Here is a 13,621-nt window from a genome sequence, read left to right as displayed (position 1 = left end):
CCTGCGGGGCCGGCGGCGCGCCGCCGGCCCCGGCCGATCACCAGGCGTCGATGTAGGTCCGGCCCTTGCCGCCCGTCAGCCGCTCGGCGGGGACCGAGCGCAGGCCCGCGAGGATCCACTGGCGCGTCTCCACCGGGTCGATGACCGCATCGAGCTCGGCGGTGATCGCCGCCTGGATCGCCTTGCCGGAGGCGTACATCTTCGCCAGCAGCTCGTCGAACAGCGCCTGCTTCTCCTTGGGGTCGGTCTTGGCCTCCAGCTCCTTGCGGAAGCCGAGGTGCACGGCGCCCTCCAGCCCCATGCCGCCGAACTCGCCGGTGGGCCAGGAGATGGTGAACAGGCTCTCGTGGAAGCCGCCGCCGGTCATCGCCATGGCGCCCAGCCCGTAGCCCTTGCGCAGGACCACCGCGAAGATCGGCACGGTGATGCCGGCGGCCGCCACGAACATGCGCGAGACATGGCGCACCAGCGCGGTCTTCTCCGCCTCCGGCCCCACCATGAAGCCGGGCGTGTCGACCAGCGAGATCACCGGCAGCCCGAAGGTGTCGCAGATCTGCAGGAACCGCGCCGCCTTGTCCGCCGCCGGCGCGTCGATGGCGCCGCCCAGGTAGCGGCTGTCGTTGGCGATCAGGCCGAAGGGCTTGCCCTCGATCCTGACCAGCGCCGTGACGATGCCGAGGCCGAACTCGCGCCGCAGCTCCAGCACCGAGCCGTCGTCGGACATGGTCTCGATCACGTGGCGCACGTCATGGGCGCGCAGGCGGTTCTCGGGGATCGCGTGGCGCAGGAGGCGCTGGTCGGGGGCGGTCCACTCGGCCTCGTCGCCCTGGAAGTAGGAGATGTATTTCTTGGCGGCCGCGCAGGCCTCCACCTCGTCCTTCACCCGGATGTCGACGACGCCGTTCCTGGACTGCACGTCGATGGGGCCGATGTCCTCGGGGGCGTAGACCCCCAGGCCCCCGCCCTCGATCATCGCCGGCCCCGCCATGCCGATGTTGGAGCTCTCGTCGGCGATGATGATGTCGCAGCACCCCAGCAGCGCCGCGTTGCCCGCGAAACAGCGGCCCGAGACCACGCCCACCAGCGGCGCCTTGCCCGACAGCGCCGCGAAGCGCGCGAAGGACGGCCCGTCGAGCCCCGCGACGGACCTGCGCTCGGTCTCGCCGGGCCGGCCGCCGCCGCCCTCGGCCAGCACGATCATCGGCATCCGGTATTCGCCGGCCATCGTGAAGATGCGGTCGAGCTTGCGGTGGTGCCGCTGCCCCTGGGTGCCGGCGAGCACCATGTAGTCGTAGATGGTGAAGGCGCAGCGCCCCTTCTCGGTCCCGAATTTTTCCGCGTTTATGGTGCCGATCCCGGTCACCACCCCGTCGCCGGTGGTGTTCTTGACGAGATCGTCCTCCGACCGCCGCGCCGCCTGCGCTGCAATGACCAGCCCGCCGTATTCCTGGAACGACCCCGGATCGGCGAGGCTCGCCAGGTTTTCGCGCGCCGTGCGCTGGCCGCGGCCGTGGCGCTTGGCGACCTTGTCGGGCTTGCTCTCGTCCATGCCGGCGTAGAGGCGGTCGCGCACTTCCTGCAGGTCGGCGCGGATGTGGTCGAGGTCGACGGCGGCGGCGGCGTCCTCGGTCTCGTCCTGCTCGGCGTCGGGCATCAGGGCGAGGATCGGGGCGCCCTCGTCGAGCGTGTCGCCGGCCGCCGCCAGCACCTTCAGCACCTCGCCGGAGACGGGCGAGGTCACCGCATGCTCCATCTTCATGGATTCCATCAGGGCCGCCACCTCGCCCCGGCGCAGGCGGGCGCCGGGCTCGGGGACCTGGGTGACCGTGCCGATGGTGGGGGCGGCGAGCGGGATCGCGCCCTCGGGCAGCGCCTCGGCCTTCGCGGCCTGGGCGGTTTCCGCGGTCTCCTCCTCCGCGGCTGGGTCGGGGAGGGCGGCGGCGGCCTCGGCGAGCTCCCCGGCCACGCTTTCGATGAAGCGGGTGGTGACGGCGTAGCCCTCGACCTCCGGCCGCCGGGCCAGCGCGCGCAGCCAGCGGGCGTTGGTCTCGATGCCGACGGCCTTCAGCTCGCCCAGCGCCCGGTCGATCTTGCGCAGCGCATCGCCGAAGTCGGGCGAGCGGGAGTGCACGATCACCTTGGCGATCAGACTGTCATAGGCCGGCGAGTTGCCCCACCCCGAATAGGCCAGCGTGTCGATGCGCACGCCGGGGCCGAAGGGCGGCTCCCACTTGGTCAGCTTGCCGACCGAGGGCCGCGCCTGCCCCCTGGCGTCCATCCGCTCGGCGTTCACCCGCGCCTGGATCGCGTAGCCCGAGGGCTGCGGCACCATCTTCTGCGCCAGCCCCAGCTCCGCCAGCGTGCGGCCCGAGGCGATCTCCAGCTGCAGGCGCACGAGGTCGAGGCCGAGGATCTCCTCGGTCACGGTGTGCTCGACCTGGATGCGGGGGTTGGCCTCGATGAAGAAGACCTCCGAAGCGTCGGGCAGCGCGAGGAACTCGAAGGTGCCGAGGCTGCGATAGTCCCCCGCCCGCGCCAGCTTCAGCGCGTGGGAGACCAGCGCCTCCCGCGCGGCGGCGTCGAGGCCCGGGGCGGGCGCGATCTCCAGCACCTTCTGGTGGCGGCGCTGCAGGGTGCAGTCGCGCTCGAGCAGATGCAGGCACTCGCCGGTTCCGTCGCCCAGCACCTGGACCTCGATGTGGCGGGCGGCGGGGAGGAACCGTTCGGCGTAGACCGCGCCGTCGCCGAAGGCGGCCGCGGCTTCGGAGGTGCAGCGGGCGTGGGCCTCGGCGATTTCCTCGCGGGCATGGACCACGCGCATCCCCCGCCCGCCGCCGCCGGCGACGGCCTTGATGACCAGGGCTGCGCCCTCGGGGAGCTGGTCGAACACCGCCTCGGCCCCCGCCGCGTCCACCGGGCCGGAAGAGCCGGGGATGGTGGGCACGTCGTGGCGCGCGGCGTGCGCCCGCGCCTCGACCTTGTCGCCGAACAGCGCCAGCGACGCCGGCGTCGGCCCGACCCAGGTCAGCCCGGCATGTTCGCAGGCCCTGGCGAAAGCGACGCTTTCGGAGAGGAACCCGTAGCCCGGGTGCACCGCGTCGGCGCCGGCCCGCTGGGCGGCGGCGACGAGGGCCTGCGCGTCCAGGTAGGCGCGGGCGCCGCGGCCGGGGATGGGCTCGGCATGGTCGCAGGCGCGCACGTGCAGGGTCTTGGCGTCATCCTCGGGGAAGACGGCGACCGTCTCGATGCGCATCTCGGCGGCGGTGCGGGCGATGCGGACGGCGATCTCGCCACGGTTCGCGATCAGCAGGCGGCGGATCGTCATTCAGAGACCTCCCTTGGTCATTTCGCTTTGGTTATTTCGCCGCATCCGTCCAGCGCGCGAGCGCTTCGTCAACGGCGAGCGGCGCGGCGGGCGGTCGCGCAGGCGCAGGCCGCGGGTGACCCGAGAAGCGCGGCGCCGCGGCCGGCTGCGGCCCGGCGGGCCCGTCCACGAAGGCGCCGCGGGCCTTCAGGTGCGGGTGCTGCTGCGCCTCCTCGTAGTCCAGGATCGGCGCCGCGCAGACGTCCGAACCCTCGAGGATCGCGGTCCACTCGTCCCGCGTCTTCGTCTTCATCACCGCCCGCACCTTCTCGCGCAGCGCGGGCCAGGCGGATTTGTCGAGCTGGGCGTCCCACTCCGGACCCTCCAGCCCGCAGAGACGGCGGAACTCGGCGTAGAACTGCGGCTCGATCGCGCCCAGCGAGAAGAATTTGCCGTCCTTGCACTCGAACGACCCGTAGAAATGGGCGCCGCCGTCGAGCAGGTTCTTCTCCCGCTCTCCCACCCATCCGCCGGTGTTGCGGCCCATCGAGTAGGGGAGCAGCAGGTTCAGCGCGCCGTCGCACATGGCGGCGTCGACGACCTGCCCGCGGCCGGTGGCGGCGGCCTCGCGCAGCGCCGCCAGCGCGCCGACCACGAGGTAGAGCGCGCCGCCGCCGTAGTCGCCCACCAGGTTCAGCGGCTGGGTGGGGCGCTCGGCCGTGCCGATGGCATGCAGGGCGCCGGTGATGGCGATGTAGTTGATGTCGTGACCGGGGGCCGAGGCCAGCGGCCCCTCCTGCCCCCAGCCGGTCATCCGGCCGTAGACCAGCGCGGGGTTGCGGGCGAGGGCCTTGTCGGGGCCGAGGCCCAGACGCTCCATCACCCCCGGCCGGAAGCCTTCCAGCAGCAGGTCGGCGGCGGCGATCAGGTCCAGCGCGCGGGCCTGGTCGGCGGGGTCCTTGAGGTCGAGGGTCACGAACTCGCGGCCCTGGGCGGTGACGTCGGTGGGCGCGAACTGCTTGCCGGGGCGCTCGATGCGCAGGATCTCGGCGCCCATCGAGGCGAGCATGGTTCCGGCGAAGGGCACGGGACCGATGGCGGCCATCTCGACGACGCGCAGGCCGGCGAGGGGCCCGGGGCGGGCTTGGGTCATGGGGACGTCTCCGGCGCGTCAGATCGGGCAGATCGAGCGGATCTTGGGCGGCATGGCGAGGTCGCGGCGGGCCGGCGCCCGCTCCAGCGCCTCGATGATGCGGGGGCGGGTGTCGGCGGGGTCGATCATGTCGTCGAGGCCGAAGGACTCGGCGCCGCCGAAGGGGGTCACCTCGGCCCGCATCTGGGCGATCAGGCGGGCGCGCTCGGGCGCGGGGTCCTCTCCGGCCGCTTTCATCTCGGCGAAGCGGCGGGCGTTGACGACGTCGACGGCGCCCTCGATGGACATCGCGCAGATCTCGGCCGTGGGCCAGGCGAGCGCCGCGTCCGCCTCGAAGCTGCGGCCGCCGGCCATGGCGACGTAGCCCAGGCCATAGCCCTTGCGCAGGACCACCGAGACCCGCGGGACGGTGGCGTGGCCCAGCTCGTAGATCAGTTTGGCGGAGCGCCGGCCGAGCTGCGCCTTCTCCGCCGGCGAGCCGATCGAGAAGCCGGGGACGTCGATGAAATAGACCAGCGGCAGGCCGAAGGCGTCGCACAGCGCCACGAAATGGGCGACCTTGTCGCAAGCCGGCCCGGTGAGCATGCCGCCCAGGCTCATCGCCTGGTTCGCGATCACCCCCACGGGCCGGCCAGCGAGCCGGGCCAGCGAGGTGACGGCGTTCTTCGCATAGGTCGGCTTCACCTCGAAGACCGAGCCCTCGTCCATCACCAGGTCGATCACCCGGCGCACGTCGTAGGCTTTTCGGGTGTTGGCCGGGACCAGGCCGCGCAGGGCTTCCGCGCGAGACCGGTCTTCCGCAGGGGCCGCGGTGATCGGCATCGGCGCGCGGGCGTTGCTCGGCAGGTAGCTGAGGAAGCGCTTGAGGCTGTCGAGGGCGGCGGCCTCGTCCTCGACCCCGAGGTCGGCGATGCCGTTGCGGTCGACCTGCGCCTGGGCGCCGCCGAGTTCAAATTTGTCGACGTCCTCCCCGGTTCCGGCTTTCACCAGCGCCGGGCCGGCGAGGCCCATCGTGGACTGGCCGCGGACCATGGCGATGAAGTCGGCGAGCCCCGCGAAGTTGGTCGGCGCCGCGAAGCCCGCCCCCAGCATGGCGGCCGCCATCGGGGCCCAGCCGGAGAGGCGCGCGAACTCCTGGAAGGTGGTCGTCGAGGGCGCGTAGCGGCGCGAGCTCTGGCCGATCTGGATGCGGTGGCCGCCGCCGTCGAGCAGCATCACCAGCGGCGCGCCCTCGCGGATCGAGCGGCGCACGGCCATGTGCAGCTTCTTGCCGCCAAGCTCGCCCGAGGAGCCGCCCATGGTCATGAAATCCTGGGCGAGGACCACCGCCGGGCGGCCCTCTATCATCGCGCCGCCGGTGACGATGCCGTCGGCGGGGCGCTCGCCCGGCGCGGCGTCGGCCTCGCGGGCGAGCTGGCCGACCTCGCGGAACGATCCGGGGTCGACCAGGTGGGCGATGCGCTCACGCGCGGTCATTCCCGCGCGCTTGCGCTGTTTCGCGACGGCCGCGGGGCGGGCGGCGTCCAGCGTGGCGGCCCGGTCGGAGGCGAGCGCCTCCAGCAGTCCGTCCATCTCGGCGGCCGCGTCGGGGGGCTTGCGGTCGCTCACGGGCGGATCCTCGCCAGGACCTGGCCCTCGGAGACGGCCTCGCCCTCCTCGACCGCCAGCGAGGCCAGCACGCCGGGGCCGGTGGCGAGCACCGGGATCTCCATCTTCATGGACTCGATGACCATGATCTCGTCGCCCTCGGCGACGGTGGCCCCCGCGGCGGCGGTCAGGCTCAGGACCACGCCGGCCACCTCGGACTCCAGCTCGATTTCGCTCATTCCCGGTCTCCTCCCATGGCGCCCGTCCGCGCCCGGGGAATCCGGGGGGCGGCGGTCAGCTCGTCTTTCGAATGCTCGCGATCAGCAGATTCGCCGCAACCTCTCCGTCGCGGCCCAGGCGCGCCGTGTCGCCCGCGATCAGCGCCTGAAGGCACAGGCCCGAGATCACGCCCTGGATGGCGCGCACCGTCTCCTCGACGTCCACGCCCTCCTGCAGCTCGCCCATCTGGCGGGCCTCCAGCACATGCTTGCGGATGGTGCGGCGGTAGCCCTCGTGCAGGGCGGCGATGCGGGGCTTCAGCTCGGGGACCGAGCCGATGGCGTCGACCATCAGGTGATAGACGGCCGTCGCCGCCTCGGGCGCGTCGCGCACCGCCTCCATCTGCGCGCGGATGCGCGCGTCCAGCGCCGCCAGGCCCCTCAGGCCCGCCGTGCGCTCGGCCACCAGCTGGTCGAAGCGCTCCGCCGTGACGTCGGCCACCGTCTCCAGCAGCTTGAGCTTGGCGCCGAAGCGCTGCGCCGGCAGGCCGCGGGAATAGCCCGCGTCCAGCCCGATCTGGGCCATCGAGGCCCCCACCGAGCCGTGCTTGGAGATCAGCGCGATGGCCGCGCGCAACATGCGGCGGTCGGATTTCTCGCGCCGCTCCTCCTTGGGGCCGAGGACGACCGGGCCGGCTTCCGGTTCGGGTGCGGGGCCGTGATCGTCCATCTCTCGCTCCCGCCTCCTTGGCCGCGGCGCGCGCATCCTCACGCACCGATCTTCTCCCGCCGCACGCGGATGCCCGCGGCCTCCCGGTCCCAGGTGTCGGGAGTGACGCCGGCCTCCCTCAGCTCGATCTTGCGGACCTTGGCCGTGGGCGTGCGCGGCAGCTCGTTCACGATGCGAACGTAGCGCGGGACCATGAAATGCGCCATGCGGGGCAGCAGGAAATGCGTCAGATCCTCCGCGCTCAGCGTCCTGCCGGCCACGGGGGCGACGACGGCGAGCACCTCGTCCTCCGACACCTCCGAGCGCACGGCGACCACGGCGCACTCGGCGACGTCGGGATGGGCCAGCACCTCGGCCTCCACCTCGTAGGAGGAGATGTTCTCCCCCCGCCTTCGGATCGCGTCCTTGATGCGGTCGACGAAGTAGAAGTTGCCCTCCGCGTCCGTGCGGAAGCCGTCGCCGGTGTGGAACCAGCCGTTGCGCCAGGACTTCGCGGTCGCCTCGGGGTTCTTGTAGTAGCCGTGGGTCATCGTCCAGGGGCAGTCGGCGCGCAGCACCAGCTCGCCGACCGCGCCCACGGGAACCTCGCAGTCGTTCTCGTCGACCACGCGGGCCTCCACGCCCTCGCGCGGGCGGCCGGCGGCGTGGAGCACGGTGGAGTTGATCTCCGAGACCAGCGGGCAGCTGATCTCGGTCATGTTGAACATGGTGTAGGTGTCGACGCCGAAGCGCTCGGCGAAGGGGCGGGTGTCGAAGTCGTAGGGGATGATCAGGCAGCGCCGCAGCGGGTTGTCGGCGTCGTCGGGCCGCGGCGGCTGCTTGGCGAGGAACTGGGCCATGACGCCCAGAAGGATCACGTAGGTGGTGCCGGTGCGCCGGACCACGTCCCAGAACTCCTCGGTCCTGAAGCTCTCGATCATCGACAGCGAGGCGCCGGTCTGCAGCATCCGGTAGCAGGGGAACGTGCCGCCGACGTGGAACATCGGCAGGTTCACCATCTGCCGGTCGGTCGGCTCGACCTGCGCCACCTTCGCCGAGGCGTAGAGGTGCATGTAGCTGCTCAGCACCCCCTTGGACGGCCCGGTGGTGCCGGAGGTGTAGATGATCGACATCGTGTCCCAGGGCGCGATGGGGCGGTCCAGCGGCGCCAGTTCCCCGCCCTGGGGCAGCACGGCGTCGGCGGGGTGCATCTCCAGGTCCGCCACCGGATCGGGCGGGCCGTCGAGGATCACCGCGCGCCTGAGCTTCGCGCGGTCGATGTCGGCGAGCCGGGGGGCGAGCTGCGCGTGCACCACGATCAGCTCGGCGTCCGAGTTCTCGACCACATGCTCCAGCAGCTTGCCCTTGTAGGCGGTGTTGATCGGCACGTTGACCGCGCCGATGTAGTTCAGCGCGTACCACATGCGCAGGATGTCCGGTCCGTTGGGCAGCCAGACCAGCACGTGGTCGCCCTGCTTCACCCCCAGCCGCTGGAGGCCGATGGCGGTCTGCACCACCAGGTCCTTCATCTGCGCGTAGGTCCACTCCGACATGTCGGGGAAGACGGCGTAGGTCTTGTCGGGCTGCTCGGCGGCGAAGCGGTCGATCAGGTCGCGGATGAGGATCTCTTCGGGGGCCGGCATCCGGGGATCGAGATGGTAGGTCATGCGCGTCTCCCTTGGGGGGAGCCGCCGCGGCTCAGTCCATGAACTGCGGCAGCCAGGTGATGATTTCCGGGAAGGCGATGAACAGGACCACGGCCACGAAGTCGGCGGCGAGGAACCACCCGATCCCGCGGAAGATCGTGGTCAGCGGGACCTTGTCCCCCACCACGCCCTTGATGACGAAGACGTTCAGCCCGATGGGGGGCGTGATCATCCCGATCTCGAGGAACTTGGCGAGGAACACGCCGAACCAGATGATGTCGATGTTGGCCTGATCGAGCACCGGCAGCATCACCGGCAGGGTCAGCAGCATCGCCCCCAGCGGGTCGAGGAACATGCCCAGCACCAGGTACATCAGCGACACGCCGATCAGCAGGGTCAGCTGATCCGCCTGGATCGAGATGATCGCGTCGGCGATGAAGTCCCCCGCCCCCGACAGCGCCAGGAACCGCGTCAGCAGGTTCGCGCCGATCGCGATCAGGAACAGCGACGAGGTGGTGATCAGGGTCTCCTTGAGCGACTCCCACACCCCGCCCAGCGTCAGCGAGCGCTTGGCGAGCGCGATGACGATGGCCGCCAGCGCGCCCACGGCGCCCGCCTCGGTGGCGGTGAAGAGACCGACGAACATGCCGCCGATCACGACCACCAGCAGCGCCAGCACCGGCCAGGTCTCGCGCAGGTGGCGCAGCCGCTCCTCCATCGGGGGGAGGTGGTCGAGCCGCGGGGCCAGCGCGGGGTTCAGGCTCGCCCGGATCATGATCATCGCGATGTAGAGCACCGCGGTGGTCACGCCGGCCCCGATGCCCCCGATGAAGAGCTTGGAGATCGGCGCCTCGGCGAAGACGCCGAAGAGAATGAGCAGGATCGAGGGCGGGATCAGGGCCCCAAGCGTGCCCGCCGCCGCGATGGCGCCGGTGGCGAGCGCGGGGTCGTAGCGCGCGCGCATCATCTCGGGGATCGCGATCCGCCCCATCGCCGCGCAGCAGGCGATGGAGGATCCCGTGACCGCCGCGAAGCCGGCGGACCCGCAGACCGAGGCCACCGCCAGCCCCCCGGGCAGCCGCGCGAGCCAGCTTCGCGCCGCCTCGAACAACCCTCGCGTAAGCCCCGCGTGGTAGCACACGAAGCCCATCAGCAGGAACATGGGGACCGACGACAGCGTCCACTTGGAGGTGAAGTCGTAGGGCATCGCCGCCAGCATCCCCCAGGCGGGGCGGGCGCCGATCAGGGCGTAGATGCCGCCGAAGGAGACCAGCACCAGGCTCAGGCCGATGGGCACGCGCGCCAGCAGCAGGAACACCAGGATGCCGAGGCCGATCAGGCCGACGTATTCGCTCGCCATGCCCTCAGACCCCTTCCGAGGCGGGATCCGCCTCGGGATCCGCGTCGATGGGCGTCTCGCCCAGGCCGCTCTTCGCGCCGGTCCACAGCACCACGACCCGGTAGAGCAGCACCGCCGCGAACAGCGCGAAGCCGACGGGCAGGAAGAAGTAGGTCTGCCAGACCGGAAGCTGGCGGCCGTTCTCGACGATGAAGGAGCCGGCCTCGTATTTCTTGACCGCCTCGAACCAGAACGGCCGGACCATGGCGGCGGCCACCACGAAGGCCACCGCGCAGGCGAAGCCGCCCACGATCCGCTTGCGATGCTTCGACAGGGTCGAGAACACCACCTCCACCGCGATATGGCGGTTGACGATCTCGCTCATCGCCAGCGGCAGGAAGGCGCAGGCGACCATGTACCACTTCGCGACGACGGTCGTGGTCATCGGCACCGGCGCCTGGAAGAGGTTCCGCATCACGACGTCCAGAACGATCTGGAACATCATCAGGACCACCGCCACGGCGCCGACGAAGGCGGCGCCGTGGGAGATCCAGTTCAGCACGCGGCCGATGGCCTGCATGGTTCGCTCCCTGTCCGCTCGATCAGATCGCGGACGGGTCGATCTGCCCGAACAGCTGCTCGGCGAAGATCGCCTGCACCGCCGCCGGGTCCGTGGTGTCGACGCCGGCGAAGATCTCGGTCCACTTCCTGACCAGCTCCTTCATCCGGGCGACCTGCGCTTCGGCGTCGGCGATGCCGTACTTCTGCACGTTCAGGTCGGCGACCGTCTCCAGGTCCGCCTTGCGGAACGTCGCGGTGGCCTGCGCGACCTCGGCCGAGGGCTGGACCACCTCGACGCCGACCGAGGCCGGGTCCTCGAGGTAGCTGGCGTTGACCTTGAAGTAGTCGACGGTCGCCCAGGCGATGGAATCCGAGGCCGCCATGATGAAGCCCTTCTTCTGCTCGGGCGTCAGCTCCTCCCACAGGTCGCGGTTGGTGTTGAACATGGCGTTGCCGATGTAGAGGCCGATCGGCGCGTCGAGGATGTAGTCGGCGACCTCCCCGATCGACAGCGACTTGAGCGTGTCGAGCGTGTGGGTGTTGCCGTGAAGCTGGCCCTGGTTCATCGCCTCGAAGATGTCGGTGGCGCCGATCACGACCGAAGTCGCGCCCATCGCGTCCACCCAGCGCCCGAAGGGCCCGAAGCCGCGCAGGGTCTTGCCCTGGAAGTCGGACATCTCGGTGATCTTGTCGACCGACATCAGGTAGTAGGGCCCGATCACCGCGAAGCCCAGGAACACGGTGTTCTGGTCGCGGTATTCCTTCATGCAGGGCTCGCAGGAATACATGAACTCGGTCGAGGCGGCGGCCATCACCACCGGGTCGTCCGAGGCGGTGGCCATGTCGACGACGAGGTTGGTGTTGGGGAATTCGGCGCGCGTGTAGGCGGGCACCGTGTAGGCCACGTCGGCGATGCCGTCGCGCACGCCGGCGGTGGACTCGGCGTAGCTCAGCAGCGTGCCCTCGTAGGTCTTGCCGGTGTACTCGCCCCCGGTGTTCTCCTCGATCTTCTCGGCGAACATCCGCATCGCCTGCTGGAGCGAGCTTTCGCCCGGCGCGCCGATGACGATGCGCAGCTCCTTGGCGGAGGCGGGGGCGGCGGCGAGGGCGCCCAGCGCGCCCAGCGCGCAGACGGCGGCCGCGCAGAGGCGGCCCGCGGAACGGCGGGTGATCATGATCGTGTCTCCTCCCTGGTCCGGTCTTGATTCGGCCGGATCTCGTGGCGGCAGCGTAATGGGTAATTGGTCAACCACCAACCCATTTCGCCGCATCTTCGGCGCGCCGGGACGCTCCCGCCGCGCCGTGATTTCTTCAAGCCCTCACAACAGCTTGGCGAGCTCGTCCTTCTTCACCTTGCCGGTAGCGGTCATCGGCAGGCTGTCCACGAGGCGCACCTCGGGGCGCTTGTAGGTGGCCATCGCCTGGCCGCACCAGCGCTCGATGGCGGGCCCGTCGAGGCCCTGCGCCTTCTCCGCATCCAGCACCACGAAGGCGACCGGCACCTGGCCCTTGTCGGCGTCCTCGCGCCCGATGACGCCGGAGCCGAGGATCGCGGGGTGGCGGCCCAGCATCGCCTCGATCTCGGCGGGGAACACGGACATGCCGCGGACCTTCAGCATCTCCTTCCGCCGCCCGAGGAAGTGGAGGAAGCCCAGCTCGTCGATCACCCCGATGTCGCCGGTGTGCAGGAAGCCCCCCTTGATCGAGGCCGCCGTCGCCTCGGGCTTCATCCAGTATTCCTTCAGGATCGAGGGGGAGCGGATGCAGATCTCGCCCTCCTCGCCGAAGGGCACGGGGACGCCGGTGTCGAAATCGCAGATCTTGAACTCGGTCCCCGGCATCGGCAGGCCCACGAAGATCGGCTGCAGGCTCAGGTCGTAGTCGTCGTCCTGGAAGCCGGTCGTGAAGGTGTCGCAGGTCTGGGTCTCGGTCATCCCCCAGGCGGCTTCGGCCATCACCGAGCCGGTCAGGGCCTTCCAGCGCGCCCGGAACTCCCCGTTGAGCTTCTTCACGAAGCTGGAGACCTGGGTCTTCTCGATCGAGGTCAGGTCGAACTCGCCGACCCGGGGGTGGTCCATCAGCTCCACCGCGTTGTCGACCAGCAGTTTCACCGCCGTCGCCTTGCGGGCCTGGACGGCGGCCATGAAGGACACCGGGTCCCAGCGGCCGAGCAGGACGCAGGTGGCGCCGGAGAAGATCGGGAAGATCAGGCCCACGTCCTCGCCCGCCATCCAGAACAGCGGGTAGAAGTTGACCATCACCTCGCCCGGCTGCAGGCGGTTGCCGCAGGCCTGCACGGTGGCGGCGGTGTAGATCATGTCGCGCTGGGTGTGCACGCAGCCCTTGGGCATCCCCGTGGTGCCGCCGGTGTAGTTCAGCTTGCACAGCGCATCGAGGTCCACCTCGACCGGCGCGGGCTTCGCCGGCGCCTTCGCCATCGCCTCCGCCAGGTCCTCCGCCCCCCCGGCCGCGGCGCGGTCCGAGACGATCGAGGCGGGGACCGGCCAGGCGGGCGCGGCCGGGATCAGGTCCGCCATGCCGGTGGACCAGACCTTCTTCAGCGAGGTCTTCGGGCGCACCGTCTCCACCAGCGGGACCAGCAGGTCCTGGGCGACGATGAACTCGGCCTGCGCGTCGTTGAGCTCGTAGTCCAGCTCGTGCTCGCGGAACATCGGGTTCACGGGGACATGCACGCAGCCGGCGCGCAGGATGCCGAGGAAGCCGACGATGAACTGCGGGCAGTTGCCCATGAACAGCGCCACCCGCGCGCCGGGCGCGGCGCCGGCCTGCTGGAGCATCGCGGCGAAGCGGTCGGCCTGGGCGTCGAGCGCGGCGTAGGAGATCGCGTGGCCGTAGAAGTCGACCGCGACGCGGTCCGGCGCCGCCTCGGCCCAGCGGCGGAGGTAGTCGGTCAGCGGGATCTCGCCGAAGGGATAGATCGGCTCGCGCGGCAGGTCCGCGGGCCAGCGGGCCTCGACCAGCTTGCGGTGGGCGGCGAGATAGGCGGACTCGTCCGCCGGGGTCCTGGACCCGGCGTCTGCGGCGATGGCCATGGGCGTTTCCCTGCTTGGGAGCGCGCCGCCCGAGGCCCCTGCCCGCCCGCC

10 protein-coding genes are annotated in these 13,621 nt (G+C 70.9%); all 10 read right to left on the bottom strand.

Translation table 11 applies throughout. The features are described 5' to 3' along the window. Window positions 1–37: 37 nt before the first annotated feature. The 10 genes from BM064_RS02065 to BM064_RS02020 all read right to left on the bottom strand — a co-directional run bounded on the left by BM064_RS02065 (window position 38) and on the right by BM064_RS02020 (window position 13,570). Window positions 38–3,325 carry an acetyl-CoA carboxylase family protein gene (locus BM064_RS02065; RefSeq protein WP_092857320.1) on the bottom strand — a complete coding sequence of 1,096 codons (3,288 nt, stop codon included), beginning with the start codon at window positions 3,323–3,325 and terminating at the stop codon, window positions 38–40. Between the two features lie 31 nt (window positions 3,326–3,356). Continuing rightward, on the bottom strand, window positions 3,357–4,457 hold the full coding sequence (locus tag BM064_RS02060) for a CaiB/BaiF CoA transferase family protein (RefSeq protein WP_092857318.1): 1,101 nt from the start codon (window positions 4,455–4,457) through the stop codon (window positions 3,357–3,359). 18 nt (window positions 4,458–4,475) lie between these two features. Further along, window positions 4,476–6,065 carry an acyl-CoA carboxylase subunit beta gene (locus BM064_RS02055; protein WP_092857316.1) on the bottom strand — a complete coding sequence of 530 codons (1,590 nt, stop codon included), beginning with the start codon at window positions 6,063–6,065 and terminating at the stop codon, window positions 4,476–4,478. Beyond that, entirely contained in the window at window positions 6,062–6,283 is a 222-nt protein-coding gene (locus tag BM064_RS02050; RefSeq protein WP_092857314.1) for an acyl-CoA carboxylase biotin carboxyl carrier protein subunit, read from the bottom strand. The genes BM064_RS02055 and BM064_RS02050 overlap by 4 nt, the downstream gene beginning before the upstream one ends. A 55-nt stretch (window positions 6,284–6,338) precedes the next feature. Further along, on the bottom strand, window positions 6,339–6,992 hold the full coding sequence (locus BM064_RS02045; protein WP_092857312.1) for a TetR/AcrR family transcriptional regulator: 654 nt from the start codon (window positions 6,990–6,992) through the stop codon (window positions 6,339–6,341). A 38-nt stretch (window positions 6,993–7,030) separates the two neighbouring features. Continuing rightward, a complete protein-coding gene (locus tag BM064_RS02040; protein ID WP_092857310.1) occupies window positions 7,031–8,638 on the bottom strand; it encodes an AMP-binding protein in 1,608 nt (535 codons plus the stop codon). 31 nt (window positions 8,639–8,669) lie between these two features. Continuing rightward, the gene (locus tag BM064_RS02035; protein ID WP_092857308.1) at window positions 8,670–9,977 is read right to left on the bottom strand and encodes a TRAP transporter large permease; all 1,308 of its coding nucleotides are present in this window, start codon (window positions 9,975–9,977) and stop codon (window positions 8,670–8,672) included. 4 nt (window positions 9,978–9,981) lie between these two features. Beyond that, the gene (locus BM064_RS02030; protein ID WP_092857306.1) at window positions 9,982–10,536 is read right to left on the bottom strand and encodes a TRAP transporter small permease; all 555 of its coding nucleotides are present in this window, start codon (window positions 10,534–10,536) and stop codon (window positions 9,982–9,984) included. A 22-nt stretch (window positions 10,537–10,558) separates the two neighbouring features. After that, on the bottom strand, window positions 10,559–11,692 hold the full coding sequence (locus BM064_RS02025) for a C4-dicarboxylate TRAP transporter substrate-binding protein (RefSeq protein WP_177236114.1): 1,134 nt from the start codon (window positions 11,690–11,692) through the stop codon (window positions 10,559–10,561). Window positions 11,693–11,836: 144 nt separating this feature from the next. After that, a complete protein-coding gene (locus BM064_RS02020) occupies window positions 11,837–13,570 on the bottom strand; it encodes an AMP-binding protein (protein ID WP_092857302.1) in 1,734 nt (577 codons plus the stop codon). Between the last annotated feature and the right edge of the window lie 51 nt (window positions 13,571–13,621).

The sequence above is a fragment of the Albimonas pacifica genome, from assembly GCF_900113695.1.
In the GTDB taxonomy this organism is placed as follows: domain Bacteria; phylum Pseudomonadota; class Alphaproteobacteria; order Rhodobacterales; family Rhodobacteraceae; genus Albimonas; species Albimonas pacifica.
This window is presented reverse-complemented; position numbering and strand designations above follow the sequence as displayed.

Excerpts from the sequence above, each read along its gene's own strand:
- BM064_RS02065 (WP_092857320.1), bottom strand. The coding sequence starts at position 3,325 with ATGACGATCCGCCGCCTGCTGATCGCGAACCGTGGCGAGATCGCCGTC.
- BM064_RS02060 (WP_092857318.1), bottom strand. The coding sequence starts at position 4,457 with ATGACCCAAGCCCGCCCCGGGCCCCTCGCCGGCCTGCGCGTCGTCGAG.
- BM064_RS02050 (WP_092857314.1), bottom strand. The coding sequence starts at position 6,283 with ATGAGCGAAATCGAGCTGGAGTCCGAGGTGGCCGGCGTGGTCCTGAGC.
- BM064_RS02045 (WP_092857312.1), bottom strand. The coding sequence starts at position 6,992 with ATGGACGATCACGGCCCCGCACCCGAACCGGAAGCCGGCCCGGTCGTC.
- BM064_RS02040 (WP_092857310.1), bottom strand. The coding sequence starts at position 8,638 with ATGACCTACCATCTCGATCCCCGGATGCCGGCCCCCGAAGAGATCCTC.
- BM064_RS02035 (WP_092857308.1), bottom strand. The coding sequence starts at position 9,977 with ATGGCGAGCGAATACGTCGGCCTGATCGGCCTCGGCATCCTGGTGTTC.
- BM064_RS02030 (WP_092857306.1), bottom strand. The coding sequence starts at position 10,536 with ATGCAGGCCATCGGCCGCGTGCTGAACTGGATCTCCCACGGCGCCGCC.
- BM064_RS02025 (WP_177236114.1), bottom strand. The coding sequence starts at position 11,692 with ATGATCACCCGCCGTTCCGCGGGCCGCCTCTGCGCGGCCGCCGTCTGC.
- BM064_RS02020 (WP_092857302.1), bottom strand. The coding sequence starts at position 13,570 with ATGGCCATCGCCGCAGACGCCGGGTCCAGGACCCCGGCGGACGAGTCC.